This window comes from Mycolicibacterium chlorophenolicum, assembly GCF_001044235.1.
GTDB lineage: Bacteria > Actinomycetota > Actinomycetes > Mycobacteriales > Mycobacteriaceae > Mycobacterium > Mycobacterium chlorophenolicum.
Genome location: NZ_JYNL01000055.1, coordinates 1 through 26,570 on the forward strand (window position 1 = coordinate 1; position 26,570 = coordinate 26,570).

General features: G+C 69.3%; 26 protein-coding genes. 18 read left to right on the forward strand and 8 right to left on the reverse strand.

Annotation, left to right across the window (positions count from 1 at the left end; translation table 11 throughout):
* The coding region (locus MCHLDSM_RS21325; protein ID WP_048471913.1) for a hypothetical protein at positions 1-215 on the forward strand (215 nt) is incomplete at its 5' end.
* 4 nt (positions 216-219) lie between these two features.
* Here MCHLDSM_RS21325 and MCHLDSM_RS21330 read toward each other — a convergent pair.
* Complete coding sequence (locus MCHLDSM_RS21330) at positions 220-1,692, reverse strand: MFS transporter (RefSeq protein ID WP_268781863.1); 1,473 nt, start codon at positions 1,690-1,692, stop codon at positions 220-222.
* A gap of 137 nt (positions 1,693-1,829) precedes the next feature.
* Between MCHLDSM_RS21330 and MCHLDSM_RS21335 the strand changes: the two genes are divergently transcribed.
* The 8 genes from MCHLDSM_RS21335 to MCHLDSM_RS21370 all read left to right on the forward strand — a co-directional run bounded on the left by MCHLDSM_RS21335 (position 1,830) and on the right by MCHLDSM_RS21370 (position 9,443).
* On the forward strand, positions 1,830-3,212 hold the full coding sequence (locus tag MCHLDSM_RS21335; RefSeq protein WP_048471915.1) for an NAD-dependent epimerase/dehydratase family protein: 1,383 nt from the start codon (positions 1,830-1,832) through the stop codon (positions 3,210-3,212).
* Complete coding sequence (locus tag MCHLDSM_RS21340; RefSeq protein ID WP_048471916.1) at positions 3,209-4,084, forward strand: SDR family NAD(P)-dependent oxidoreductase; 876 nt, start codon at positions 3,209-3,211, stop codon at positions 4,082-4,084. The genes MCHLDSM_RS21335 and MCHLDSM_RS21340 overlap by 4 nt, the downstream gene beginning before the upstream one ends.
* A gap of 180 nt (positions 4,085-4,264) precedes the next feature.
* Entirely contained in the window at positions 4,265-4,576 is a 312-nt protein-coding gene (locus tag MCHLDSM_RS21345) for a DUF3303 domain-containing protein (protein WP_048420783.1), read from the forward strand.
* Between the two features lie 95 nt (positions 4,577-4,671).
* Positions 4,672-5,799, forward strand: coding sequence for an ABC transporter ATP-binding protein (locus MCHLDSM_RS21350; protein WP_048471917.1), 1,128 nt, complete (start codon positions 4,672-4,674; stop codon positions 5,797-5,799).
* Complete coding sequence (locus MCHLDSM_RS21355) at positions 5,796-6,986, forward strand: ABC transporter substrate-binding protein (RefSeq protein WP_048471918.1); 1,191 nt, start codon at positions 5,796-5,798, stop codon at positions 6,984-6,986. The genes MCHLDSM_RS21350 and MCHLDSM_RS21355 overlap by 4 nt, the downstream gene beginning before the upstream one ends.
* On the forward strand, positions 6,986-7,825 hold the full coding sequence (locus MCHLDSM_RS21360) for an ABC transporter permease (protein WP_048471919.1): 840 nt from the start codon (positions 6,986-6,988) through the stop codon (positions 7,823-7,825). Before MCHLDSM_RS21355 ends, MCHLDSM_RS21360 begins: the two co-directional genes overlap by 1 nt.
* Positions 7,826-8,626: an ABC transporter permease gene (locus MCHLDSM_RS21365; RefSeq protein WP_048471920.1), complete on the forward strand. Its 801-nt coding sequence runs from the start codon at positions 7,826-7,828 to the stop codon at positions 8,624-8,626.
* A 46-nt stretch (positions 8,627-8,672) separates the two neighbouring features.
* A complete protein-coding gene (locus MCHLDSM_RS21370) occupies positions 8,673-9,443 on the forward strand; it encodes an SDR family NAD(P)-dependent oxidoreductase (RefSeq protein WP_048471921.1) in 771 nt (256 codons plus the stop codon).
* A gap of 8 nt (positions 9,444-9,451) precedes the next feature.
* Here the strand turns inward: MCHLDSM_RS21370 and MCHLDSM_RS21375 are convergent, their stop codons facing one another.
* Complete coding sequence (locus tag MCHLDSM_RS21375; RefSeq protein WP_048471922.1) at positions 9,452-11,149, reverse strand: TROVE domain-containing protein; 1,698 nt, start codon at positions 11,147-11,149, stop codon at positions 9,452-9,454.
* A 270-nt stretch (positions 11,150-11,419) separates the two neighbouring features.
* Between MCHLDSM_RS21375 and MCHLDSM_RS21380 the strand changes: the two genes are divergently transcribed.
* Positions 11,420-12,658: an FAD-dependent oxidoreductase gene (locus MCHLDSM_RS21380; protein ID WP_048471923.1), complete on the forward strand. Its 1,239-nt coding sequence runs from the start codon at positions 11,420-11,422 to the stop codon at positions 12,656-12,658.
* Here the strand turns inward: MCHLDSM_RS21380 and MCHLDSM_RS21385 are convergent.
* Both MCHLDSM_RS21385 and MCHLDSM_RS21390 read right to left on the reverse strand, forming a co-directional pair.
* Positions 12,649-13,293 carry a VldE C-terminal domain-containing protein gene (locus MCHLDSM_RS21385; RefSeq protein WP_048471924.1) on the reverse strand — a complete coding sequence of 215 codons (645 nt, stop codon included), beginning with the start codon at positions 13,291-13,293 and terminating at the stop codon, positions 12,649-12,651. The genes MCHLDSM_RS21380 and MCHLDSM_RS21385 overlap by 10 nt on opposite strands.
* 92 nt (positions 13,294-13,385) lie before the next feature.
* Positions 13,386-14,339, reverse strand: coding sequence for an L-lactate dehydrogenase (locus MCHLDSM_RS21390; RefSeq protein ID WP_048471925.1), 954 nt, complete (start codon positions 14,337-14,339; stop codon positions 13,386-13,388).
* Positions 14,340-14,497: 158 nt separating this feature from the next.
* On the opposite strand from MCHLDSM_RS21390, the gene MCHLDSM_RS21395 reads away from it, so the two are divergent.
* From MCHLDSM_RS21395 to MCHLDSM_RS21415, 5 genes are read left to right on the forward strand one after another with little or no spacing between them, the layout of a single operon-like run.
* Entirely contained in the window at positions 14,498-16,162 is a 1,665-nt protein-coding gene (locus MCHLDSM_RS21395) for an ABC transporter substrate-binding protein (RefSeq protein ID WP_048471935.1), read from the forward strand.
* 13 nt (positions 16,163-16,175) lie between these two features.
* On the forward strand, positions 16,176-17,213 hold the full coding sequence (locus tag MCHLDSM_RS21400) for an ABC transporter permease (protein WP_201780397.1): 1,038 nt from the start codon (positions 16,176-16,178) through the stop codon (positions 17,211-17,213).
* Positions 17,213-18,175: an ABC transporter permease gene (locus MCHLDSM_RS21405; protein ID WP_048471926.1), complete on the forward strand. Its 963-nt coding sequence runs from the start codon at positions 17,213-17,215 to the stop codon at positions 18,173-18,175. The genes MCHLDSM_RS21400 and MCHLDSM_RS21405 overlap by 1 nt, the downstream gene beginning before the upstream one ends.
* A gap of 28 nt (positions 18,176-18,203) precedes the next feature.
* Complete coding sequence (locus MCHLDSM_RS21410) at positions 18,204-19,196, forward strand: ABC transporter ATP-binding protein (protein WP_048471927.1); 993 nt, start codon at positions 18,204-18,206, stop codon at positions 19,194-19,196.
* Positions 19,193-20,191: an ABC transporter ATP-binding protein gene (locus MCHLDSM_RS21415; RefSeq protein WP_048471928.1), complete on the forward strand. Its 999-nt coding sequence runs from the start codon at positions 19,193-19,195 to the stop codon at positions 20,189-20,191. Before MCHLDSM_RS21410 ends, MCHLDSM_RS21415 begins: the two co-directional genes overlap by 4 nt.
* A gap of 107 nt (positions 20,192-20,298) precedes the next feature.
* Here the strand turns inward: MCHLDSM_RS21415 and MCHLDSM_RS21420 are convergent, their stop codons facing one another.
* The gene (locus MCHLDSM_RS21420) at positions 20,299-22,098 is read right to left on the reverse strand and encodes an Hsp70 family protein (protein WP_048471929.1); all 1,800 of its coding nucleotides are present in this window, start codon (positions 22,096-22,098) and stop codon (positions 20,299-20,301) included.
* A gap of 80 nt (positions 22,099-22,178) precedes the next feature.
* On the opposite strand from MCHLDSM_RS21420, the gene MCHLDSM_RS21425 reads away from it, so the two are divergent.
* Positions 22,179-22,637, forward strand: a complete 459-nt coding sequence (locus tag MCHLDSM_RS21425) for a nuclear transport factor 2 family protein (RefSeq protein ID WP_048471930.1) — start codon at positions 22,179-22,181, stop codon at positions 22,635-22,637.
* On the opposite strand, the gene MCHLDSM_RS21430 is transcribed toward MCHLDSM_RS21425, so the two are convergent.
* Entirely contained in the window at positions 22,627-23,295 is a 669-nt protein-coding gene (locus MCHLDSM_RS21430; protein WP_048471931.1) for a L,D-transpeptidase family protein, read from the reverse strand. The genes MCHLDSM_RS21425 and MCHLDSM_RS21430 overlap by 11 nt on opposite strands.
* Before the next feature lie 107 nt (positions 23,296-23,402).
* On the opposite strand from MCHLDSM_RS21430, the gene MCHLDSM_RS21435 reads away from it, so the two are divergent.
* The gene (locus MCHLDSM_RS21435; protein WP_048471932.1) at positions 23,403-24,896 is read left to right on the forward strand and encodes a bifunctional phosphatase PAP2/diacylglycerol kinase family protein; all 1,494 of its coding nucleotides are present in this window, start codon (positions 23,403-23,405) and stop codon (positions 24,894-24,896) included.
* On the opposite strand, the gene MCHLDSM_RS21440 is transcribed toward MCHLDSM_RS21435, so the two are convergent.
* A complete protein-coding gene (locus MCHLDSM_RS21440) occupies positions 24,850-25,521 on the reverse strand; it encodes a phosphatase PAP2 family protein (protein WP_048471933.1) in 672 nt (223 codons plus the stop codon). The two genes, MCHLDSM_RS21435 and MCHLDSM_RS21440, sit on opposite strands and share 47 nt — an antisense overlap.
* Positions 25,522-25,581: 60 nt before the next feature.
* Between MCHLDSM_RS21440 and MCHLDSM_RS21445 the strand changes: the two genes are divergently transcribed.
* Positions 25,582-26,064 carry a hypothetical protein gene (locus MCHLDSM_RS21445; protein WP_048471934.1) on the forward strand — a complete coding sequence of 161 codons (483 nt, stop codon included), beginning with the start codon at positions 25,582-25,584 and terminating at the stop codon, positions 26,062-26,064.
* Between the two features lie 12 nt (positions 26,065-26,076).
* Here MCHLDSM_RS21445 and MCHLDSM_RS21450 read toward each other — a convergent pair whose 3' ends face one another.
* Positions 26,077-26,364 (reverse strand): CDGP domain-containing protein, encoded by a 288-nt coding sequence (locus MCHLDSM_RS21450; RefSeq protein WP_048420793.1) that lies wholly within the window; start codon positions 26,362-26,364, stop codon positions 26,077-26,079.
* Between the last annotated feature and the right edge of the window lie 206 nt (positions 26,365-26,570).

Below are 26,570 nucleotides of genomic sequence, written 5' to 3' on the forward strand. Positions count from 1 at the left end.
GACCGGGCGGCGCCGCGGGCGCCATCCCCGGTGGTCCCGGCGGCGTGGCCGGACCGGGCGGCGCCGCGGGCGCCATCCCCGGTGGTCCCGGCGGCGTGGCCGGACCGGGCGGCGCCGCGGGCGCCATCCCCGGTGGTCCCGGCGGCGTGGCCGGACCGGGCGGCGCCGCGGGGTGCATCCCGGGCGTCGGCTGCGGCAGCGTTCCCGCGGGCTAGAAGCTCACCGGTCGTGCGTCTCGGCGGGGTGCATCGGCGGCCCGTTGATCGCACAGTGCCGGCATTCGTCGATCCGGATCCGGTCCTCGTGGTGGACCGGATCCGGACGGCGGCGCATCCCGACCGCCGCGGTCGCCGACGCGAGGACCATCAGAGCGGCGGCGATGGAGACGGCCACCCGGAAGCCCCGGTCGAACGCCGCCGGGTCGGCGTAGTCCGCGCCGCTGATCCCCGCGATTCCCGGGAGCACGGCCACCGCGAGCAGACCACCGACGCGGGCCACCGCGTTGTTCACTCCTGAGGCCGATCCGGCCATGCTCTGCGGCGCGGCGTCGAGCACCGCGGTCGTCAGCGGCGCGACCACCAGCACCATGCCGGCGCCGAACACCAGCGCCGCCGGCAGCACGTCGGCCAACCAGGACGCATCCGGGCCGATGCGGCTCATCAGCAGCAGTCCGGCTCCGGCGATCAGCGGGCCCACGGTCATCGGCTCCCGCGGCCCGATCCGCGCCGACCACGCCCCGGCCCGTGCCGAGAACAGCAGCATCACCAGCGTGAACGGCAGCAGTGCCGTGCCCGCCGCGACCGGGCTGAATCCGGCCACGGTCTGCAGCTGGAGCACCAGCAGCAGGAACGCCGCGCCGAGCGCCCCGTAGATCAGCAGGGTGATCACATTGGCGACCCGAAACGTGCTGTCGGAGAACAGCCGCGGGGGAATCAGCGGGTGCGGCGACCGTCGCTCGACGACGACGAAGGCCGACAGGGCCAGCACCCCCGCGCACACCGCCACCGCGACGACGATGTCCGCACCGTCGTTGCCCCACCGCGTCAGTCCGTAGGTGAGCGTTCCGAGTCCGACGGCGGTGAGCACCGCTCCGGCCGCGTCGAGCCCGGGCGGCGATTCGTCGTCACGACTTTCGGGGACGTGCAGCGCGGTCACCGCGATGACCACCACCGCCAGCGGCACGTTGATGAGAAAGACGGCGCGCCAACTCCATTCGACGAGGAAGCCACCGACGAACGGTCCGATCGCGCCCGCGATGCCCCCCAGCCCGGACCACGCGCCGATCGCGGCGGCCCGGTCGGCGCCCCGGAACGACGCCGAGATCAGCGCGAGACTGCCCGGGGTGAGGAGCGCTCCGCCGACACCCTGCAGGGCGCGGGCCGCGATCAGCGCCTCGGTGTTCGGCGCCAGTCCGCACGCCACCGACGCGACCGCGAACCACACCACCCCGATGAGGAACACCCGGCGCCGGCCGAAGTGGTCCCCGAACGATCCGCCGAGCAGGATGAGCGACGCCAGCGACAGCGTGTAGGCGTTGATGGTCCACTGCAGCCCGCCGAAGCCGGACCCGAGATCGGCCCCGATGTGGGGCAGCGCCACGTTGACGACCGTGCCGTCGATCATCACCATCGCCGACCCCAGCACGGTGGCCAGCAGCACCCACCGGCCGGAGACGGGACCGCTGCGGGGCACGATTCAGGACAGTACGCGGCGCAGCGCCCCCGCGGCGACCTCTTCGGTGCGCCCGCCGGGCCAGTGATGTCGAATCCGTAAGAATTTTGCTGCCTGCGTGTGTGTTTCGGGCATCTGTCACGGTGTATGCCCTGCCCATGGACGAGCGGCGACGCATCCTCATCACCGGAGCCTCCGGCAACGTCGGCGCGGGGGTGCTGCGCGAACTCCTGCGCCAGGAACCGGATGCCGACCTCGTCGGTGTCTGCCGGCGGCCCCCGACGCACGGGCGGATCTACGAGGCGGTGCAGTGGTGCCCGGTGGACCTGTCAGCGCCCGACGCGACCACCCGGTTGACCGCGGCCATGCGCGGGGTGGACGTCGTCATCCATCTCGCGCTGGCTGTGCAGCCCGTCGACGACGAGGACTACCTGTATCGAGCGAATGTCGTTGGCACACAGGCGGTACTGGACGCGATGGTGGCCACCGGGGTGGGGCACCTGGTGTACGCGTCGAGCCTCGGCATCTACGCGCCGAACGTGACGGCGGTGCCCGTACCCGAGACGTGGTCGACGTCCGGGCAGTCCACCTCGACCTACAGCAGACACAAGGTCGTCGTCGAAGGGTTGCTCGATGTGTTCGAACGCGACCATCCCGACACGGTGGTCTCCCGTTTCCGCCCGACCGTGGTGGTCCAGCGGCACGCCGCCTTCGAGATCCGCGCGCTCTACCTCGGCCCGCTCATCCCGCGCGCCGCGCTGGAAGTGCTGCGCCGGCGGGCGCTTCCGCTGCTGCCCCTGCCGGACGGGCTGGTGCTGCAGTTCGTGCATGCCGACGATGTCGGCGACGCGGTGGTCCGGCTGATGCACCGACGGGCACGGGGCTCCTTCAACATCGCCGCCGACGCGCTGCACGGTGCCGCGTTGGCCGGACTCGTCGGGGCGCGCCCGGCGCGGGTGGATCCGCGCTGGATGAGGTCGGCCGTCGTGGCACTGCACCGGCTTCGCATCGTGGCGGTGACGCCCGGCTGGTACGACGTCGCCACCCGCTCCCCCGTGATGGACACGTCGAAGGCACACGACGAGTTGGGCTGGCAGCCGGCACGCACCTCGACCGGCGCCGCGCGCGAACTCATCGAGGGCCTCGCCGACGGCGCCACCGGCGCCAGCCCGGCACTCGGCGCGTCCGACGGTGGGCCGTCCGACAGCCGGACACCGGCGGAGCGGGTGCACGACATGTCGCTGCTGCTGTGGTGTGTGATGGCCGCGACGGGTGCGCGGCGACGCCGGCGGCCCGGCCTGCTGTACGGCAGCGTCGTCGCCGCCAACCTCGTGTCCGGCACCCCCGCAGCCCTCGAGCGGGTGCGCGAGCGACGCCGCGACCCGGTCGCCGTGCTCGCCCCGCTCGCCGTCGGCGCCGCGGTGCTCACCGCTGCGCGCGGCGGCTGGCCATCGGCGGCGACGGCCGCCGTTCTCGGCGTCCTCGGGATCGCCGAACGCAGACGGACCACGGAATCGGTTATCGGAGAGGTCAAGCCATGACGGACAGCCGGCACGACGCGAGGGTCGTGGTGATCACCGGCGCCTCCAGCGGCATCGGCCGCGAGACGGCGCTGCGCTACAGCGCTCGCGGCGCACGCCTGGTGCTCGCCGCCCGTTCCGACGGTGCGCTGCGCGAGGTCGCCGACGAGTGCCGCGCGGCGGGCGCCGACGCTGTCGTGGTCGTGCCGACCGACATCGGCGCCGCCGCCCAGGTCCGGGAACTGTTCGACCGGGCGATCGAGACGTTCGGCCGGGTCGACGTGGCAGCGCAGTGCGCGGCGACCACGGCGTTCGGCCGCTTCGAGGACCTGCCACCCGACGTCTTCGACGCGATCATCAGCACCAATCTTCTCGGCGCGGCCAATGTGGCGCGGTCGGCGCTCAAGCATTTCCAGGACCGTGGCACCGGGCAGCTCGTGCTCGTCGGCTCCCTGCTCGGCGTCACCGCCGTTCCCTATCAATCTGCCTATGTGGCAAGCAAATTCGCGATTTGCGGACTTGTCCGGGCACTGCGCCAGGAGAACAGGCATCTGCCCGGCGTGCGGGTGCACGGCGTCTACCCCGGGCCGGTGGACACCCCCGTCTACGCCTCGGCGGGCAACTACCTCGACCAGCAGACGCCGCGGGTGCCACCCACCTCGGACACCCCGGGCACCATCGCGGCGGCGATCATGCGCGCCGCCGAGAAGACCCGGTCCACCGAGCGCCAGGTCGGCTGGGTCAACCTGCCCGCGATCGCCACCTATCGCCTCGTTCCGGCCGTGTTCGACGCCGTGATCGGGCCGCTGATCCGGCGCGTGATGTTCTCCGCCGAGTCGCGCGGTGACTCGGCGGGCAACGTGTTCGAGCCGCCCGCCGCCCGCCGCGTCTGACGCAGCGAACACCACCGTGTCAGTGGCGTGGGGGTAGGCACCGGCAGCGAAAAGACGTTTGCCAGCCTGATCTTTGGCGCTTCAACAACCGGTCGATCCCCGGCCCGAATTTCGCGTGAGCGCGCGACGCCGGGCGGACACTGAGGACATCTGGTTCAGCCCATGTGCTAGGAGGATCCCATGAAGTACGCCATGACCTGGACGTCACGTCTCGGCGCATCGGGGAAGGACAACGAGGAGTCCCTTCGTCGGGCCCTCGCGCTCTTCTCGAAATGGCAGCCGCCCGCCGGCACCACCTTCCATCAGTTCGTCGGCCGCATCGACGCCGGCGGCGGATACGCCATCGTGGAAACCGACGACCCGGCCGAACTTCTGAACGGCACCGCCAAGTTCTCACCGTTCAACGAGTTCCAGATCCATCCGGTCGTCGACATGGCCGAGTGGACGCAGGCAGGCCAGGAGGCGATCGACTTCCGGGAGTCGATCAGCTGACCCCGCTGCCACGGAAGCGCACGGTCACCGACCGCGCGCGCAACTAAATTCGTACTTGAACTGCGCTTCGGCAACGAAATTCCTAGGATGCCTGCATGCCATCCGGAACGGCCGTGTCGAGGCGAGGCGCGGGCGCAGACGACGACGCCGCCGTCGCGCAGATCGAACTGATCGGCGTGCGCAAGGAGTTCGGCGATTCCCGGCACCCGGTGGTGGCGGTCGAGGGCGCCGACCTGGCCATCGCGGACGGTGAGCTGTTCGCGATCCTGGGCCCGTCCGGATCGGGTAAGACCACCCTGCTGCGGATGATCGCCGGCTTCGAGCAGCCCACCGCCGGCACCATCAAACTGGGCGGCCGCGACGTCACCGCGCTGCCGCCCGCCCGCCGCGACACCAACACGGTGTTCCAGCAGTACGCGCTGTTCCCCCACATGACCGTCACACAGAACGTCGAGTACGGGCTGCGGGTCCGCGGCGTCGGCAAGGCCGAACGGCGCCGCCGCGCCACCGAGGCCCTGGAGATGGTCCGGCTGACCGGGCACGCGGCCCGCAAGCCCGCGGAGCTCTCCGGCGGTCAGCAGCAGCGCGTGGCGCTGGCTCGCGCGCTGGTCGGGCGTCCCCGCGTGCTGCTGCTCGACGAACCACTGGGAGCGCTGGACCTGAAGCTGCGCGAACAGATGCAGGTGGAGCTCAAGGCCATCCAGCGCGAGGTCGGCATCACGTTCGTGATCGTCACCCACGACCAGGACGAGGCCCTGACCCTCTGCGACCGGCTGGTCGTGCTCAACGAGGGACGCATCGAGCAGATCGGGGCGGCCCGCGAGGTCTACGAACACCCGGCGAACCGGTTCGTCGCCGACTTCGTCGGCACCTCCAACGTCCTCGACGGCGACAGCGCGCGGGCCGTGCTCGGCAGGCCGGGAACCTTCGCGATCCGGCCCGAGCGCATCGCGGTGCTCGACCCCGCCGCCCCCGCTCCGGCCGGTCAGCGCACCGTCACGGCCGAGGTGGCCGAGGTGGTCTACGCCGGGCCGATCACCCGCGTCGCCGCGACGGTCACCGGCAGCGACGGCCTGCCCGGTCCGGTGCGGCTGACCGCGACCCTGCTCTCCGCGGAAGCGTCCACCGCTCTGACCCACGGCACCCGCGTCGTCCTGGCGTGGCCTGACACCGCCGTCCGCGATCTCACCGACCTGTCGACCGAATCCGAGGAGGACTCATGAAAGATCCGATCCGCCGTCTGGGCGCTGTGCTGGCCACCGGCGCCCTGTTGCTCGCCGGGTGTTCGAGTTCGAGCGACTCGGGGGGGTCGTCGGAAGGTCCGCCCTCGATGGAGCCCGCGAGCGCGGTCGGTGACGGCGAAGGTCAGCTGAACCTGATCGCGTGGCCGGGCTATGCGGAGAACGGTTCCAACGACCCCAAGGTCAACTGGGTGACGCCGTTCGAACAGCAGACCGGTTGCAAGGTCAACGTCAAGATCGGCAACACCTCCGACGAGATGGTGCAACTGATGCGCACAGGTCAGTACGACGGGGTGTCGGCGTCGGGCGACGCCACGCTGCGGCTGATCTACGCCGGCGACGTGGCCCCGGTGAACACCGATCTGGTGCCCAACTACGCGACCGTGGTGCCGTTCCTCAAGGACAAGCCGTGGAACTCGGTGAACGGGCAGATGTACGGCATCCCGCACGGCTGGGGTGCGAACCTGCTGATGTACAACACCGACATCGTCAAGGGCGCGCCGGACAGCTGGGGCGCGGTGTTCCCCGGCGCGCCGGAGCTCAAAGGCAAGGTCACCGCCTACGATTCGCCGATCTACATCGCCGACGCCGCGCTGTACCTGTCCAAGACGAAGCCCGATCTGGGCATCAAGGACCCCTACGCGCTGACCCCCGAACAACTCGATGCCGCAGTCGATCTGCTCAAGCAGCAGAAGGAGAACATCGGCGAGTACTGGTCCGATTACACCAAGGAGGTGCAGGGCTTCGAGTCCGGCACCACGGCGATCGGCACCACGTGGCAGGTCATCGCCAACACGATCCAGGCAGACAACAAGGTGCCGATCAAGACGGTGCTGCCGAAGGAGGGCGCCACGGGTTGGTCGGACACGTGGATGCTCTCGGCCAAGGCCGCACATCCGAACTGCATGTACAAGTGGATGGACTACATCATCTCGCCGGAAGCCAACGCGCAGGTGGCCGAGTACTTCGGCGAGGCACCCGCCCAGACGAAGTCGTGTGACCTGACCGCGGACAAGGCGCACTGCGCGACCTACCACGCGACCGATGAGCAGTACGCGGCGCAGATCCACTACTGGACCACCCCGCAGACCACGTGCGTGGACGGCAGCGGCGACAACTGCACCAGCTACGACCAGTGGGTCGACAAGTGGCAGGAGATCAAAGGCTGATGCCCGCTGCGCCGCGTCTGCGGCACCGGGTGACGCTGGCCTTCCTGCTCGTCCCGCCCTTGGCGTGGCTGATCGTCGCCTATCTGGGATCCCTTGCGGTCCTCATGGTCTCGGCGTTCTGGAGCAGAAGTAGCTTCACCGGGGCGGTGGTGCGCACCTTCACCACCGACAATCTGGTCCGGGTGGTCACCGAGGAGGTGTTCCGCACCACCACGCTGCGCACCGTGGGCGTGGCGCTGACCGTCACCGTGGTGTGTGCGGTGCTGGCCGTGCCGCTGGCGCTCTACATGGCCAAGGTGGCGTCGCCGGCGGTACGCATCGCGCTGGTGGTCGCGGTGACCACGCCGCTGTGGGCGAGCTACCTGGTGAAGGCCTACGCGTGGCGGATGCTGCTGTCGCCGGAGGGCCCGCTGCACTGGGCGACCGGGTACTCGCCGGGCTACGGGCTGACGGCCACGGTGATCACGCTGACCTATCTGTGGCTGCCGTACATGGTGATTCCGGTGTTCGCCGCGTTCCAGCGGGTGCCCGACTCGCTGGTGGACGCCAGCTCGGATCTGGGCGCCTCGGATCTGACGACGCTGCGGCTGGTGGTGGCGCCGATGGTGTTCCCGGGCGTGGCGGCCGGGTCGATCTTCACGTTCTCGCTGTCGCTCGGCGACTACATCGCGGTGACCATCGTCGGCGGGAAGACGCAGCTGCTGGGCAACATCATCTACGGCCAGCTCGTCACCGCGAACAATCAGCCGATGGCCGCGGCGTTGTCGCTGATCCCGTTGACGGCGATCCTGCTGTATCTGTTCGCGATGCGGCGCACCGGTGCATTGGAGAACGTGTAGATGCTCTCGTCACGGATGCGCGGCAGCACGCGGGTGTGGACGGTGCTGGTGCTGATCTTCATCTACGCACCGCTGGCCCTGGTGGTGGTGAACGCGTTCAACGCGTCGAAGACGTTCGCGTTCCCGCCGAGCGGGTTCACGCTGCAATGGTGGCGCACCGCGCTGGCCAGCGACGGCATGTGGACGTCGCTGGGCAACTCGGTGGTCGTGGGTCTGGCCGCCACGGCCGTCGCACTGGTCCTGGGCACCATGGCCGCGTTCGCCGTTCAGCGCTACGAGTTCTTCGGTAAGCAGACCGTGAATCTGCTTGTGGTGCTGCCGATCACGCTGCCGGGCATCGTCACCGGCATCGCGTTGAACGCGACGTTCACCTCAGCGCTCGGCGTCACGCTCGGGTTGGCGACCGTGATCGTCGGGCACGCCACGTTCTGTATCGTCATCGTGTTCAACAACACTCAGGCGCGGCTGCGCAGGCTCGGAACGAGCCTGGAGGACGCCTCGGCCGACCTGGGAGCCTCGTCGTGGCAGACGTTCCGGTTCGTGACGTTGCCGATGATGCGTGGCGCGCTGGTGGCCGGCGCCATCCTGGCGTTCGCGCTCAGCTTCGACGAGGTCGTGGTCACCACGTTCACGGCGGGCCCCACCGTGCAGACGCTGCCGATCTGGATCTTCGGCAATCTGTTCCGGCCCAACCAGGCTCCGGTGATCAACGTGGTCGCCGCCGCACTGACGCTGATCGCGATCGTGCCGGTGTGGCTCACCCAGCGGATCGGCGGCGATCCTGCGGGGACCCGGATCTGAGCGGCCAGCGCCGAATCGGGGACCGTTCACCACGTAGGGTCACACGGTGACTCCGAACCCCTTCGATCTCACCGGTCATGTCAGCGTCGTCACCGGCGGCGGCTCGGGCATCGGACTCGGGATGGCCCACGGCCTGGCCCGCGCCGGCGCGTCGGTGGCCATCCTCGGCCGCAACTCCGAACGCCTCGAGACCGCCGCGGCCTCGCTGCGCGCGCACGGTGGGCCGGTGCTCGCGATTCCGTGCGACGTCACCGACGAACCGGCCGTGACGGCGACCATGGCGTACGTCCGCGACGAATGGGGTTCTCTCGATTCGTGTTTCGCTAACGCCGGGGTGCGCGGCATCTTCACCCCGACGCTGGACACCTCGCTGGCCGAGTTCCGGTCGGTCACCGCAGTCGACCTCGACGGCGTGTTCGTCACGCTGCGCGAGGCGGCCCGGCAGATGATCGCCGCCGGACGGGGCGGCAGCCTGGTCGGGGTCTCGAGTCTCGGCGCCTTCCAGGGCATGCCCCGCCAACCGGCGTACGCCGCCTCGAAGGCGGGCGTGACCGCGCTGATGGACAGCCTGGCCGTCGAACTGGCCCGGCACGGCATCCGCGCGAACACCGTCGCTCCCGGGTGGTTCGACACCGAGATGACCTCGGAGGGCCTGGCCGACGAGCGCTTCCGGTCCCGCGTACTGCCCCGGGTTCCGGCGCGCCGGTGGGGCAGCGGCGACGACGTCGGCGGTGTGGCGGTGTACCTGGCCAGCCCGGCGAGCAGCTACCACACCGCCGACGTGCTGCGCGTCGACGGCGGTTATCTCAAGTTCTGACCGCCTGACTAGATGTCGCCGCGGGAGAAGTCCGCCAACAAGGTCGGCACCGCCGAGTCGAAACCGGAGATGTCGAGCTGCCTCGGGTCGTCGGGATCCGCGATCGAATGTCCGGTGGCGGTCATCGCCACGACCACCAGCCGCGCATCGATTCCCATCGTCTGGCGGTACCGGTTCAGCGCCTCGTGGGGGTGGATCGAGCCGTACCACGTCTCGTTGTCGGTGTAGATGTGGAACGTGTCGACCTCGACCCGGTTCTCGCGCGCCCAGACCATCGGCAGCGCGCAGTCGGTGGCCCCCATCGGGAGCCCGGCGGTGTACCGGCACACGTCGTCGAGGCGACGACGGCGGCCGATGTCCAGATCCCGGATCGCCGGGTTCGAGAAGCCCCCGCGGCCGGCGGTGAATCCGACGATCCGGTGCCGCGGCTCGGTCGCCGCGGTCACCAGTGCCAGGGCAGCCGATGCCTCCCGGCACGTCACGGGAAGACCCGATACGAACGAGGCCATCGAACCCGAGATGTCGAGCGCCAGCAGGGTGCGCTTGTGGGCCGGTCGCACCGCTCCGTACGCCGCATAGAACGCCGCGTCCAGCGCATCGGCGATGCGCGGCACCGGGACCCACCTGCCCGCGCCCTGGACACCGCGGCCCGACGCGTACGTGCGTTGCGCCACCAGCACATTGACCGGGTGGACACGCGCCCGCGCGAGCGCGCGAGGGTCCGCCAGCTGCTCGGCCACCATGTGACCGACCTCGCCTACGAGCAGCCCGAGCTTGGTCAGCCGCGGCAACTGACGCATCAGCGCCGTCTGCGGCATACCGCCGGCAATGAGCGCCTCCCACACCGCAGGCTCGGCCAGCGCCGCGGTCGGCAGCATCTCCCAGGACAGTCCGTGACCGCGGCCGATGATCTCGACCCACCGCTGCGGCGTCGAGGCCGCCTGTGCATCCTCGAAGTCGGCGACGATCGCCAGCTCGTCGGGCACCGCCTCGGCGCGCGGCAGCATCGGCCGCACGGCGCTGCGCTGCCCTGCCGCCAACTCGACGTCGGTCAGCCGCACCGCCGGCTCGCGGTAGTCGTTGAGTCCCTTGCCGACCGCCCAGTTGAGCGCGAACCGACGAGCCGGATCCGTCACTGCGGACGGGCTGGCCAGCCGGAGCAGGTCGCGGTGGGTCCAGCCGCCACGCTGCCGGTACTTGACCAGCTGGTAGGCCAGCCGATCGACGGGCATGTCGGTGTACCACTGCCCCACACCACGGCGCAGGGTCCGGCCCCACCCGCGGAACTGCTCGACATAGTCGGCGAACAGGAACAGCGCAGTGGCGGTTCGCGCCACCCGCGGCAAGGCGGCCAGTGCCGCGCGACGGCCGTCGACATCGTCACCGGAGGCCGCGATCGCGAGCGCGAACAGGACGGGGTTCTGCCTCGGCGCCCGGCCGGCTTCAGAGACCTCGACGATCCGCTCCACGAGACCGATCGGATCGGTGGCGGTCAGGCGGAGCACCACATCGACGTTGTCAAAGGTCAGCTCGCGGTCGGAGGTGTAGAACGTGCCGTTGTCGGTGCCCAGCGTGAGGAACCGGCGCAGGCGTGCCCAGTCATCGACCGCGAAGGTGTAGCCGCCGGCAGCATTGCGGATCTGCTCGGGCCTGGCGGCACGGAACTGCGGTGTCCACCGCAGCCTGACCGTCTTCAAGATGTCCATGGGCTACTCCTTTCGCTGTCGACATCGGGAAGCGTTGTGCGCCAGGCGATGTGAGCGTGTGAAAGTACCGATCGGGTTCAGCGCTCTACCCAATTGAGCTACCGCCCCGTTGAGGGGGCGGACGGGACTCGAACCCGCAACCTTCCATTCAGTGGTAACCGATCAGCGTCCGGCTCACATCACCCGGCCGGCAGAACGGTACGCCGGCGAAATCGCGAGCGCCATCGAATTCCGGCCCCATCGGCCCGGGAGGTGAGCCACGATGAGGGGATGATCGAGAAGACCACCTGCGCCGTCGTCGGCGGCGGGCCGGCCGGGATGGTGCTCGGCCTGCTGCTGGCCCGCGCCGGTGTGCACGTCAACGTCTTCGAGAAGCACGGTGACTTCCTGCGCGATTTCCGCGGCGACACAGTGCATCCCAGCACCCTGCGGCTCCTCGACGACCTCGGGCTGTGGCCGGCTTTCGATGCGCTGCCGCAGAGCAGACTGCGGAAGTTCACCATCGACGCGACTCCGGGGCACCCCGTCACGATGGTCGACTTCGAACGCCTGCGCCTCCCCCACCGGTACGTGGCGATGGTGCCGCAGTGGGATCTGCTCAACCTGCTCGCCGAGGCCGGCGCCGCCGAGCCCACCTTCACGCTGCGACTGGACAGCGAGGTCACCGGACTCCTGCGCGACCACGACCGCATCACCGGAGTGCGGTACCGGGATGCACTCGGCGAGAACGAGATCCGCGCCGATCTGACCGTCGGATGTGACGGCCGCGGATCGTTCGTCCGGCAGGCGGCCGGGCTCTCGGTACGCGAGTTCCCGGTCAGTTTCGACGCGTGGTGGTTCCGGTTGCCCCGCAATGCCGACGAGGCCGACTTCAGCCTGTTCCCCCGCATCGCCCCCGGCAAGGCCATGGTCGTCATCCCGCGGGAGGGGTACCTGCAGATCGCGCTCCTGATCCCGAAGGGATCCGATGCGCGACTTCGGGCACGCGGGCTGGCCGCCTTCCACGCCGACGTGCTCGAACTGCTGCCCGAAGCCGGGGACACCGTCGAGGCGATCAGCACCCTCGACGACGTCAAGCACCTCGACGTGAAGCTGAACCGCCTGCGCCGCTGGCACACTGACGGACTGCTGTGCATCGGTGACGCCGCCCACGCGATGTCGCCGGCCGGCGGGGTCGGCATCAACGTCGCCGTGCAGGACGGTGTGGCGACGGCGCGACTGCTCGCCGACACGCTACGCCGCGGTGCGGTGACGGGCCGGGATCTGGCCGCGGTGCGTCGGCGGCGCCTGCCGGCGACCGTGCTGACACAGGCGCTGCAGCGGCAATTGGACGCCCGTCTGCTCGGTCCCGTCGTCCGTGGCGACCGGGTATCCGGGCCGCCGGGCGGGCTGATCCGACTGGTGGAACGGGCGCCGTGGCTGTCGGCGATTCCGGCCTATCTGGTCGGAGTGGGCGTGCGACCGGAACGCGCGCCGGAGTTCGCGCGGCGCGCGGCCCCTCAGCGGTAGTAGACCTCGCCGCCGGTGGGGTAGCCGCCACCCTTCGTGGTGATGTGCACGTGGTCGTAGTGTCCGTAGCCTCCGGCGCGCGCACCGCCGGGCGTGAAATAGATCCCGCGCCAGATGCAGTCCTGCAGCGCGAAGCGGTCGGCGTTCTTCAGCGCGAACGCGACGATCTGATTGCCCAGGGCGATCCCCTCGGCAGTGCCGGGATTCGGGATCATCACGTCGATCGCCAGGCCGTCGGGATGCCAGCGGAGCGCGTCGGGGCGCACGCCGCCGATGCTCTGGATCTCCGGGAAGATCGCGCTGACGGCGCGGGCGACGAGGATCGTCTTCACCTGCAGACCCTGCTCGGGTGCGACACCCGCCGGCAGTGCCCGCGCTTCGCGGACCGACGCGCGCGAACTCGCCACCCATTCGATCCGGCCCCCGGCGGCACTGCCCGCCGAGAACGCGGCGGGCGCGGGAGCCACCAGCTCCATGCAGCAGGGCGGCGCCTCGGCCACCACGGCGGCGGCCGGCTTCTCGACGGGGCGTTGAGCGTCGGCGCCCGCGGCCAGCAACACCACCGCGGGTACACCCACGGCGGTCAGCACGACTGACGGCGATCGCCGCCGTCGAACCTGTGAGTGCCTGCCCACGTCAGCACCCTAAGCGGACACATCACGAAAACACACCCAGAAGGGAAACTTTCGGCAACAAAACGCACCATGGGCACCACTGGCCTCAGAAGTCACACACCGAGGGCAGCCTGAACGTCGCGCAGCGTCGCGGCCGACCTCTGCAGGCCGAGCAATTCCGACACCGCCAGCGGCACCTCGAGGACCTGTCCGGCACCGTGCGCGGACACCACGGTGGGCAGTGACAACGCCACGCCCTCGATCCCGTACGCGCCGCGTTGCACCGTCGACACCGGCAGGACACGGTGCTGGTCCCCGAGCACCGCCTCGACGATGCGGGCGGTGGACAGGCCGATCGCGAGATTGGTCGCGCCCTTGCCGGCGATGATCTCGTAGGCCGCGTTGATCACCTCCGAGGAGATGCGGCCGCGCGTCTGCTCGTCGAACACCGCCACGCCGTCGCGACGGAATTGCTCGGCCGGCACTCCGCCGATGGACACGCTCGACCACAGCGAAATCTCGGAGTCTCCGTGCTCACCGATGATGAGCCCGTGCACGTTTCCCACCGCCAGGTCCGCCTGCTCGGCGATCAGGTAGCGAAAACGACTGGAGTCCAACACCGTTCCCGATCCGAACACATGTCCCGGGGCGGCGTCCACCGCCTTCGTCGCCGCGAACGTCACGATGTCGACCGGATTGGTGACGAACAGGATCACCGCGTCCGGCGAATGCTCGAGCAGCTGCGGCGTGAGGCTCTGTGCCATAGCCACATTCGCCGCGGCCAGGTCCAGGCGACTCTGCCCGGGCTTCTGCTTGGCCCCGGCGGTCACGATCACGACCGCCGAGCCGGCGGTCACCGCGATGTCGTCGGAACCCGAGATCCGGCAGTGCGGGACGAACTGGCTGCCGTGGTTGAGGTCGAGCACCTCGGCACGCACCTTGGCGGCGTTGACGTCGAACAGCGCCAGCGCACCGGCAGATCCGCGGATCAGGCACGCGTAGGCGATCGCCGTCCCGACGCTGCCCATCCCGACGATTGCGACTTTCGTGTTCCGTTCCACTGCCACCGCACTATTGTGTCTCCAGCACCACGGTCGGCATGTTTTCTGTGAACACGAGTTGCCGAACGGAAAAATTTCTGAAAAATGCTTTGGGGCCCGGACAAAGTGCACCGTCGTGCGGGTCCCGCCGTCCGATCACAGTAGAGGGGAACATTGTGGGCACCGTGCGCACGGCTCGACACGCACTCGCGATCGTCTGCATCACCGCGCTGGCCGCCTTCGGGCTGGCAGCGTGCGGCAAGGACAGCGGTTCCGGTGGCTCCGGCGGCGGGGGTGGTGGCGGTGGCGGTGGCGACGTCACCGTCGCGGCGACGTCGTTCCCCGACTACGTCGACCCCCAGCTCTCCTACACGGTCGAGGGCTGGGAGGTGCTGTGGAACGTCTACACCCCGCTGCTGACCTACAAGCACGTCAAGGGCGAGGACGGCACGAAGGTGGTCCCCGGCCTGGCCGAGGCGATGCCCGAGATCTCCCCGGACGGGAAGACCTACAAGCTCAAGCTGCGGCAGAACATGAAGTACTCCGACGGCACCCCGATCAAGGCCTCCGACTTCACCTATGCGATCAAGCGCCTGTTCAAGGCGGATTCGGGCGGCTCCGTCTTCTACGACGTGATCGTCGGGGCCAAGGAGTACGCCGACGGTAAGGCCGACACGATCAGCGGCATCACCACCGATGACAACACCGGCGACATCACGATCCAACTGACCGGTCCCAACGGCACGTTCGAGAATCTGCTCGGCCTGATGTTCGCCGCCCCCATCCCGCCCACCACGAAACTCGACGGCGACACCACCAACAACCCGCCGCCGGCCAGCGGGCCCTTCATGATCAGCAAGGTCGACGCGCCCCGCACGCTGACGATGGAGCGCAACCCGCAGTTCAAGACCGTCAAGGACGCGGGCGCCAGCGAGGTGGCCGACGCCAACGTCGACACGATCACCGTGGTGGAGAACAAGAACCAGAGCGCGCAGGTCACCGACATCGTGCAGAACAAGGTCGACTTCATGATCGATCCGGTGCCCTCGGATCGGCTGCAGGAGGTCAAGCAGCGCTATGCCGACCGCTTCCGGATGGAAGACTCGATCAACACCTACTACTTCTTCATGAACACCGAGAAGGCGCCGTTCAACGATCTGAAGGTCCGGCAGGCCATCAACTACGCCATCGATCCGGAAGCGCTCAACCGGATCTTCGGCGGGCGCATGCACCCGAGCCAGCAGATCCTCCCGCCGGGGATGCCGGGTTACCAGGAGTACAAGCTCTACCCCGGTCCGGACATGAACAAGGCCAAACAGCTGATCGCCGAAGCGAATCCGGCCGACCGGGACATCACGGTCTGGACCGACGACGAGCCCGACCGTAAGCGCATCGGCGAGTACTACCACGACCTGCTCACCCAGCTGGGGTTCAACGCGACGCTCAAGGTGATCGCCGGCGACGTGTACTGGACGACCGTCGGCAACCAGTCCACCCCCGACGTGGACACCGGCTTCGCCGACTGGTTCCAGGACTTCCCCCACCCGGACGATTTCTTCCGTCCACTGCTCAACGGGGCGAGCATCCTGCCGACCAACGGCAACAACCTGTCCCGCGCGAACATCCCGCAGAACGACGCGAAGATGGACGAGCTGCTGACGAAGCAGATCACCGATGAGGGCGTCGAGCAGCAGTACGCCGACCTCGACAAGGCCTACATGGAGCAGGCGGTGTGGGCGCCCTACGGAAACGAGCAGTTCACCACGTTCCTGTCGGAGCGGATGGACTTCGACAAGTCCTATCAACATCTTCTGTTCAAGCAGGACTACACGTCGTTCGCGGTGAAGTAGCGCGGCGCCCCTGATGGTCGCATCAGTTCCCGAGGTCGAGGTCCCCGACGAGCCGCCGCTGCCCGTCGGGGTGCCCCGAGAACACATCCAGGGCCGCAATCCGTGGTATCTGGCATGGCTTCGATTGCGCCGCAACAAGGTTGCGCTGGCCTGTGGAGTCCTGTTCGTCGTGCTCGTGCTGTGCTGCCTGGCGGCGCCGCTGTGGGCGCACTACGTCGCGCAGACCGGGCCCAACGACAACCACATCACCGACACGGTGCTGATCGACGGCGCCGAGACCGACGTCGTCGCGCCGGACGGCACCCCGCTGGGCCCCGGGCTGCACGGGCGCTATCTGCTCGGCGCCGATCAGAACGGCCGTGACGTCATGGTGCGTCTGCTCTACGGCGGCCGCACCTCCATCTACATCGGGGTGGCCGCGGCAGTGGTCACCACGGTGCTGGCGGTCATCGTCGCGCTGCTGGCCGGCTACTACCGCGGCTGGATCGACGCGGTGCTGTCGCGGATCCTCGACGTCATCTGGGCGTTTCCGGTGCTGCTGCTCGGCATCGCATTGGGCACCGCGCTGGCCGTCGGTGGTCTGAAGCTGGGTTTCGTTGCCATCGCCGGGGATTCGATCTGGATCCCGATCCTGATCATCGGTCTGGTGTACGTGCCCTACATGGCCAGACCGCTGCGCGGGGAGATCCTCGCGCTGCGGGAGAAGGAGTTCGTCGAGGCCGCGGTCGCCCAAGGCATGGGGCCCCTGCGGATCATGGTCGGTGAGCTGCTGCCCAACATCATCTCCACGATCATCGTGTTCTTCACGCTCAACATCGCCAACAACATGCTGCTGGAGTCGGCGCTGTCGTTCCTCGGCGCAGGCGTCCGTCCGCCCAACGCGTCGTGGGGCACCATGATCGCCGACGGCTACCAGTTGATCTACACCGCTCCGCATCTGACGATCGTGCCGGGCCTGTTGATCGTCATCACGGTGCTGGCGCTCAACGTGTTCGGGGACGGGCTGCGCGACGCGCTCGATCCCAAGGCCCGAATCCGGTTGGAGCACTGATGGCGCGGTTCGTCGCCCGGCGGGTGCTCGGGATGATCGCGGTGCTGTTCGCGATCTCGGTCATCGTGTTCCTGATCTTCAACGTGGTGCCCAACTCGGATCCGGCCGCCCGCATCGCCGGCAAGAACGCCGATCCGGACCTCATCGCCCGGGTCAACGCCGACCTGGGACTGGACCGGCCCCTGCCCGTGCAGTACCTGACGATGATGAAACAGATCTTCACCGGCGAGCTCACCTCCTATGCGAGCAATCGCAATGTGGGCGAACAGATCTGGCACGGCTTGCCGGCGACGTTCTCACTGTGCATCGGCGCGGCCGTGATCTGGATGACGTTGGCGGTGCTGTTCGGGTACCTGAGCGCGGTGCACGCCGGCCGCTTCGGCGATCGCGCGCTGAGCATCCTGTCGCTGGTCGGCATCTCGATGCCGGTGTTCTGGCTGGCGGCGATCCTGCTGTACTTCTTCACCTACAAGATCGAGCTGTTCCCGACCGGCAGTTATGTACCGCTCACCGAGGATCCGCTGGACTGGGCGTATCACCTTGTGCTGCCGTGGTTCACGCTGGCGGTGCTGTTCATCGGCTTCTACAGTCGGGTGCTGCGGTCGAACATGCTCGACGCGATGAACGAGGACTATGTGCGCACCGCGCGGGCCAAGGGTCTCAGCGAGCGTCAGGTGCGGGTCCGGCATGTGCTGCGCAACTCGATGATTCCGATCGTCACGCTGTTCGGGTTGGACTTCGGGATGGTCGTGGGCGGCGGCGCCATTCTGACCGAGACGGTGTACAACCTCGACGGCGTCGGACTCTACGCCGGTGAGGCGATTCGCAGTCTGGACCTGCCGCCGCTGATGGCGGTCACGATGTTCGGGGCCTTCTTCATCGTGCTGTTCAACACGCTCGTCGACATCGCCTATGCGGTGCTGGATCCGAGAATCAGGCTGGGAGAGGCGGCACCCGCATGAGCGACGCTTGCGAGCGAATCGAGGGGCGATGAGTGACGCACTGCTGAGCGTCGACGATTTGCGCGTCAGTTTCGCCACCGAGGACGGCGTCGTGCAGGCCGTCGACGGGGTGTCGTTCTCGCTGGCGCCCGGTGAGATCCTGGCCATCGTCGGGGAATCCGGCTGTGGCAAGAGCGTCACGGCGCAGACCCTGACGGGCCTGACCCGGTCGGCGAACAGCCGGATCACCGGCTCGGTGACCTACCGCGGACAGGAACTCATCGGCCTCGACGACGACGGGTTGCGCGGCATCCGCGGCGAGGAGATCGCCATGGTGTTCCAGGATCCGATGTCGTCGCTGAACCCGGTGTACCGCGTCGGCGATCAGATCGCCGAGATGATCCGCGCGCACCGCGACGTCTCCAAGCGCGAGGCGCAGCAGCGGGCGGTGGAACTGCTGGGCTCGGTGGGCATCCCCAACCCCGAGGGGCGGGTGCGCAGCTATCCGCACGAGTTCTCCGGCGGCATGCGTCAGCGGGTGATGATCGCGATGGCACTGGCCCTGGAACCGGCGGTGCTGATCGCCGACGAGCCGACGACCGCGCTCGACGTCACGGTGCAGGCCCAGATCCTGCGGCTGATCGCCGATCTCAACGCCGAGCGCGACCTGGCGGTCGTGCTGATCACCCACGATCTCGGCGTCGTCGCCGAGGTGGCCGACCGGGTGGTGGTGATGTACGCGGGTCAGATCGTCGAGGACGGCAGCCTCGACGACATCTTCTACACGCCGCAGCACCCCTACACCTGGGGACTGCTCGGGTCGTTGGCCCGGCTGGACCGCCCCCGTGGCGAGCGGCTCGCCCAGATTCCGGGCCAGCCGCCGTCGCTGCTCGATCCGCCGCCGGGATGCCGGTTCGCCCCGCGGTGCGCGTTCGAGTTCGACCGGTGCGCACAGCCACCCGATCTCGCGCCGACCGAATCCGCGGGTCACCTGGACCGCTGCTGGCTGGACCTCGACGAGAAAGTGCGGGTGCGCTCATGACCGAACCGCTGCTCGAGGTCACCGACGTGGTCAAGCACTTCCCGATCCGCTCGGGCATCGTCATCGAACGCGAGGTGGGACAAGTGCGCGCCGTCGACGGCGTGAGTCTGACGCTGAACGAGGGCGAGACGCTGGGCCTGGTGGGTGAGTCCGGCTGTGGCAAGTCCACACTGTGCCGGACCATTCTGCAGCTGACCCCACCCACGTCGGGGTCGGTGCGGTTCCTCGGCCGTGAACTGGTCGGGCTGTCGCGGCGCGAGCTGCGGCCACTGCGGCGCCAGATGCAGATGATCTTCCAGGACCCCTACGCATCGTTGAACCCGCGTAAGCGGATCGGGCAGATCGTCGGGGACCCGATGGACCTGCACGGTCTGGCCAGCGGTGCCGAGCTCAAGCGCCGTGTGCAGGACCTGCTGGACCGGGTCGGTCTGCGACCTGAGCACTACAACCGCTTCCCGCACGAGTTCTCCGGAGGGCAGCGGCAGCGCATCGGTATCGCGCGGGCGCTGGCGCTGCAACCCAAGCTGATCGTCGCGGACGAACCGGTGTCCGCGCTCGATGTGTCGGTGCAGGCGCAGATCGTCAATCTGCTCAAGGACTTACAGGCCGAGTTCGGGCTGTCGTATCTGTTCGTCGCCCACGACCTGGGGGTGGTGCGGCATGTGTCGGACCGCGTCGCGGTGATGTATCTGGGCAAGGTGGTCGAGAGTTCGGGCACCGACGACCTGTACGAGCGGCCCGTCCACCCGTATTCGAACGCCTTGCTCTCCGCAGTCCCCATCCCGGATCCACGCCGGAACGAGGCGCGCGAGCGGGTGGTGCTCGAGGGCGACGTGCCGAGTCCGTCGAATCCCCCGTCGGGGTGCCGCTTTCACACCCGCTGCCCCTGGGGGACGGAGATCTGCGCGACCGATGAGCCGGCGTTGGTGTCCTATACGACCGGCCATGCGGCGGCCTGCCATCATCCGCGCAACGTCGAGCACCTGCCGGTATGAGGGACGGCCCGATCGGCTGTCCCCTCCGCAGCCGATCGAGCCGATGCTGCTGAAGATAGGCGGAGCCGACCCCCCGAGGAATCGGGGAAACCCCTAGATCTCGTCGCTCAGGGTGCTGCGGGCACCTGAATCGGGATCGGCACCGGGACGAACGGAACGGTGAGGTAGCTCGTCGTCGTGCGGACGGTCGGTGCTGTGGTGACGGCGGTGGTCGTCGGCGCGGTGGTCGGTGCGGTCGTCGTGGGGGGCGTCGTCGTCGGTGGTGTGGTGGTCGTCGTCGGCGCGGTGGTGGTTGTCGTCGTGGTCGTCGTCGTGGTCGTCGTCGTCGTGGTGGTGGTCGTGGTCGTTGTCGTCGTCGTGGGTGACGTGGTGGTGGTCGTCGGCACCGTCGTGGTGACCACGGGGCTCGGCGGCGGAGCAGCACTGGTGGTGACGGGCGGCGGCGGCGCGTTCTGCTGCTGGGACACCGTCACCGTCTGGCCTTCGACGCTGGACGGGGTCAGTTCCCGGCTCAGGGGCGCGTTACCGGGTCGCGGCTGCTCGGGATCCGGGCTGTCGACGCTGGTCAGGGCGATGGCGACACCGCCGACGGCGATCAGCGCGATGGCCGCGACCAGCCCGAGCACCGACAGCGGCAGCCGCTGCCAGGGCTTGACGTCGTCGTCGGCGACGGTCTCCGGCGGGGTGCTGAGCCGGTAGGGGTTGACGGGCTCCCCGTCGGTGTCGGCGTAGGTGTCGGTGTCGGTGTCGGTGTCCTCACCGGACCACGGGACGACGTCGTCACCGGACGGATCGTCCTGCGACCAGGCCAGCGCGTAGGTGGAGGTCGCCGAGGCGTCGGGGGTCGGCGGCGCCACGGCGGGTGCGACCCACGTGGCCGTGTCCGCGGAGCGGCCGTAGGCAGCGAACAGCGCCGCGCCGACGGCGGCGTCGAGCGCAGGGCGCGGCGTCACCAGCACGCGGCTCGGGAGTGCGGAAAAGCGCTGCGCGACGGCCGGTATCGCGGCTCCCCCGCCGACGAGAACGATGGTGGACACCCTGCTCACATCGATGCTGTTGCGCGCCAACGTCGTTTCGAACACACCCACCAGTCCGTCGAGCGGACGGGCGATCAGGTCCTCCAGCTCGGCGCGGGTCACCACGATGTCGCCGCGATATCCGGGCACGTCGACGCCGACGCGCGCCTCGGGCTGCAGCGAGAGCCTTTCCTTGGCGGTCCGGCACTCCTCACGCAGACGCGCGAGTGACCCGACCGCGGCGGTCGCTCCGGTGTCGGCGGGGCTGCCGGGGACCCGCTCGAGCACATGGGTGAGCAGGGTCTGGTCGATCTGGTCGCCGGCGAACTCGGCGTACCGCTCGGTGGGCCCGATCAGATCGAACGCCGCGGCGGCGTCGGCGAGGCTGACGCTCGTGCCGCTGCCGCCGACGTCGAGGACGGCCACCACACCGCTGCGTTCCAGTCCCGGATCGGCGTTGATCGCCGTCAGCGCCGCCACCGCGTCCGGGAGGAGTCGGGGCGGGGAGCCTGCCGGGGTGAGCGGACCGCCGGCGGTCAGCGCCTCGCGCAGAGCGCCCAGGGCGGCCGGACCCCAGTGCGACGGGACGGCGATCGCCACGTCGTCCGGGGACACCGCACCGGTGAGCCCGGCCATCGCTTCGAGCGCCTCGACAACGAGCTGCTCCGCCGGATACCGCGAGCCGTCGGCGGCGACCAGCGGCACCGGATCCCCGACACGGTCGACGAATCCGGCCAACACCACACCGCCCGCATGCCCGGCCGGCGACCCGACCTCCGGGGCGGCATGACCGAAGACGGTCAGTACCGACCGCCGGAGCACCGGTGGACGTCCGACCCCTGCAGCGGCGAGGTTGGTGGTGCCGATCGACAACCCCAGCGCATCGCTCATGACTGCGCACACCTTAAACCGAGGCGCCGGTCGAGCGCATCAGACACTCTGCGCAACCGAAATGTGCTGCAATGACGGCCATGGGTGACATCGACGACATCAAAGCGGTCAAATACCGGTACCTGCGGGCGCTCGACACCAAGCACTGGGACGAGTTCGCCGACACCCTCACCGAGGACGTGGTGGGCCGCTACGGCGAATCGGTCGGCGAGGAGCACCACTTCAGCACCCGTGATGAACTGGTCGGGTTCATGCGCAACTCGCTGGGCCCGGAGATCCTGACCGAGCACCGCGTCACCCATCCCGAGATCACCGTGGACGGCGACGAGGCCACCGCAACGTGGTACCTGCAGGACCGGGTGATCGCCCCCGATTTCAACTTCATGCTGATCGGTGCCGGCTTCTATCACGACCGCTACCGCCGCACCGAGCACGGCTGGAAGATCAGCGAGACCGGCTACGACCGCACCTACGACGCGTCGATGTCGTTGGAGGCGTTGAACTTCAAGGTGAAGCCGGGGCGCGCGATCAACCTCTAGCGGAGGTGACGGCGATCATCGCGCCGGGCCGCAGCCATCGCATGATCTTCACCAGCGTCGCGTCGTCGATCGCGACGCAGCCCGCGGTCGGCCCGCCGTCGGTGCTGTGCACGAAGAACGCGCCGCCCTTTCCGGGGATCCGTTCCTTGTTGACGCCCATCACCACGGCGTGCGCGTACTGGGGGATGTCGAGATTCTCGGTACCCGAGCTGGGCGAGGTGTTGAAGCGGCAGTTCTCCCGGTCGCACACCTGCATGGTGTTGTAGGTCGGGCTCTTCATGTCGCCGTCCCACCAGTGGTTGGGACCCACCCGGATGTAGCGCAGGCCGCCACCCGGGTCGGGCTGGGTGCCGAACGAGAAGTCGAGGGTGTAGACCCCTTCGGGTGTCATCATCGACCCGTCGAAGTGGTTGGCCGACATACCTTTTGCACCGACCTTGGCCGGGATGCCGACTCCGCCGGTGACAGGCTGCCAGCCGGCCGAGGTGCGCTGCCACACATCCAGTGTGGCGTCGGACCCCCCGGTGCCCGTGACCGAGAGCACCTGGGCGGCCCCACCGACGGAACCGGAGAACCAGGGGTTGTACGCGGCGTTCGCGGCGGGCGTCAGGACCAGGGAGATCGCCGACGCGCACAGCACGGCGAGCAGTCGGCGCATGGCCCTCATCGTCGCTGCCGAACACCATCGCCCGAATCACGGCGGGGACACGATCCGGTCGCGGTCGCCGAGGTTTGCCTTCAGGTCCCCTCGGCTACGTTGGCGTGATGGACCTACTGCCCTTCCGACCACGCCGCCGCGGAATCCGCCAGATCGGCCAGGGGCTGGGCACGCTGGACCGGGAGGTCTTCGAGGCCGTCGCGGAGTCGCCGAGCCCGCTGATCGACGCCGTGATGCCGCGGCTGACCAAGGCCGCCGACCATTCCAAGCTGTGGTTCGCGATCGCGGCGGGCCTCGCGGCGTTCGGCAACCCCTCCGTCAAGCGTGGCGCGATGCGGGGGGTGCTGACCCTGGGCGTGACCAGCCTGGTCACCAACCAGGGCGCCAAGCGGGTGTGGCGGCGGGAACGGCCCAACCGGATCCTGGTGCCGCTGGCGCGCCAGACGCGCCGCGCGCCGACGTCGAACTCGCTGCCGTCCGGGCATTCGGCCAGCGCGGCGGCGTTCGCGGTCGGCGTGGGTCTGGAGAACGCGCCGACCGGGCTGGGGCTGGCGCTGCTGGCCGGCCTGGTCGGCATGTCACGGGTGGCGGTCGGGGCGCACTACCCGGGCGACGTGCTGGCCGGCTTCGGGCTGGGCGCGGGCATCGCGGTGCTGGGCGCGCGCGTGGTGCCGCCGATCGTCGAGGAACGTCTCCCGGGCGCTGCGCCACTGCGCCAGAACGCCCCCGAGCGGCCGCGCGGGGCGGGAGTGACCGTGGTGGTGAACCCGGCCTCGGGCAGTGGCACCGGCGCACAGGTCCTGGACGAGGTTCGCGAGGCGCTTCCCGACGCCGAGATCGTCGAGCTGGGCGAGGACGACGACGTGGCCGAGGTGTTCCGGTCGGCCGCCCGGCGCGCCGAGGTGCTGGCCGTCGGCGGGGGCGACGGCACCGTCGCGGTGGCGGCGAGCATCGCGCTCGAGGAGGACGTGCCGCTCGCGGTGCTCCCGGCGGGGACGTTCAACCACTTCGCCAAGGACATCGGCTGCGACACCACCGCCAAGACCGTGGCCGCGATCCAGCAGGGCACCGTGTCGTGCGTCGACGTGGTGTGCCTCAACGAGAAGCAGATGGTCGTCAACACGGCGAGCATCGGCGCCTACCCGCAGTTCGTGCAGACCCGGGAGAAGCTCGAGCACCGGATCGGCAAGCCGCTGGCCGGCATCTACGCGATGTTCCACACACTGCGCCGGGACCAGCCGGTCCGCATCTCCTACGACAACCAGACGCTGCAGACGTCGCTGTTCTTCCTCGGCAACTCGATCTACCTGCCCTCGGGTTTCGCGCCGTCGCGCCGCACCCGGATGGACGACGGCCTGATCGACATCCGGATCCTGGACACCGGCCGGCCGCTGGCCAAGCTGCGGATCATCGCGGCCCTGATGTTCGGCCGTCTGACGCGCAGCCCGCTCTACCGGGAACTGCGGGTCCCCGAGTTCTCCTTCCGATCGGTGGACGGGCCGACGGTGCTGGCCCTCGACGGGGAGGTCGGCACCGAGGTGACCGAGGCCAGCTTCAGCGTGCGGTACCGGGCACTGCCGGTGTTTCGTCCGGAACCGTGATGGGCCGCACCGGGCGCACCAGCAGAAGACACGCGACGACGTAGGCATAGCCCAGCGCCCACCCGGCGATCACGTCGGACGGGTGGTGCACGTTGAGGACGACGCGGCCGGCGCCGATCGTCACGATCACCGTCACACCGAGCGCGATCACCCAGCCGCGCTTACCGGGGTCGACCAGGGGCAGCGCGACCGTCAGCAACGCGCAGACGGCGACCATGACACCCAGCGCATGACCGGACGGGAACGACGACGACGCGGCGTGCACCAGCGCGCCCGCCGGGCGCGGGCGGTCGACCAGGTTCTTCGCGATCTCGGTGACCAGCCCGCTGAGCTCGACGCTGACGATGAGGAACATCGCGGTGCGCACGTTGCGCCGGGCGAACGCGATCACGATGACGACGACGGTGACCAGCCGGAAGACCGTCGGGCCGAGCACGGTGCAGTAGACGTCCCACGCCCTGACCCACCCCGGATGTGCCTCGCCGATCCGCAGCAGCGGGGCCAGCGCTGCGTCGTCGACACGCGCCAGCGGTGCCCAGCCGGCGAGGTAGCCGGCCAGCATCGCGGCGAAGACGCCGACCGCCACGACGGCGGATCCGGCGAGCAGGCCCCTGCGTGCATCCATCCGACCACGTCTACCACGGCTGGTCGACTGGCCGGCCCAGCCGCTGGGTACCTTGCCTGTATGGCCGTGTTCGTTCGGAAGCTCCTGCGGATCGGCAAACTGCCCTCGGAACTGCGCGCCGAGGTCGAGGCCGAGGGAATCCTGTTCATCGCCGAGTACGTCCCCGTCACGCGCCGGTTCCGCGGTGCGGTGCCCGGACTGCGGTCTTCCGGCAGCATCGCCAGCTACGTGGGCTCGCTGGTGCTGACCCGCCAGCGCGTGCTCGCGACACTGTCGACGGTGCCCAAGCTGGCCGGGCGCACCGTCGATCTGCGATGGGACGCGCCGCAGTCCGGCGCGGTGACCGGGACACTCGACGAAACCGGACTGACCCTGGAGGTCGACGTCGCCGCCGTGGACCCGCGCTGTTCGGGGGAGCTGTCGCTGCACTACAAGGAGCACCTCCCCGCCGATGTGCTGGCGCGGCTGCCGCGGACCTCGCTGGCCTTCGACGTCCCGCCCGAATTCGTGTTCCGCGCCGTCGGCGTGCCGTATCACCCGTAGGGCGCCGCGTCCTCAGTCGGCGAGGTGTACGGGCGGGTCGGAGAACGCGGCATCTCCGCCGACGCGGCCGGGCCCCATCACCCCGCACTGCTTGACCGGGACCAGATGCGTGCCGAAACCGCTGGGGACGACGCTCGCGATGCCCACACACCGTTCCCACGAGCCGTCGGGCTGCACGGGTCCGTCACACTTGCTGATGAAGGCGCCCCCGTACACGCAGCCTGCTCCGGCCGGCGCGGAGGTGATCAGCCCCGCCGCGATCAACAGGCCGGCCGATGCGCCGACGACGTAGCGCTTCATCATCGCTCCCCTCGCTGCGCCACCGACGCTACCGGGTGTGCAACATGCTTCTCGGCGATTTGCCGATAACGTTGCCAGGGGGCTACCGGAACCGACCGACACCGAAAGGACTCTCAATGAAGAAGTCAAGCCGCGGCGGTGACCGGGGGTGAATCAGGTTGCCAGGTCCGGTTGTCACGGATGAGGGCGTAGAGAACGTTGGTGCG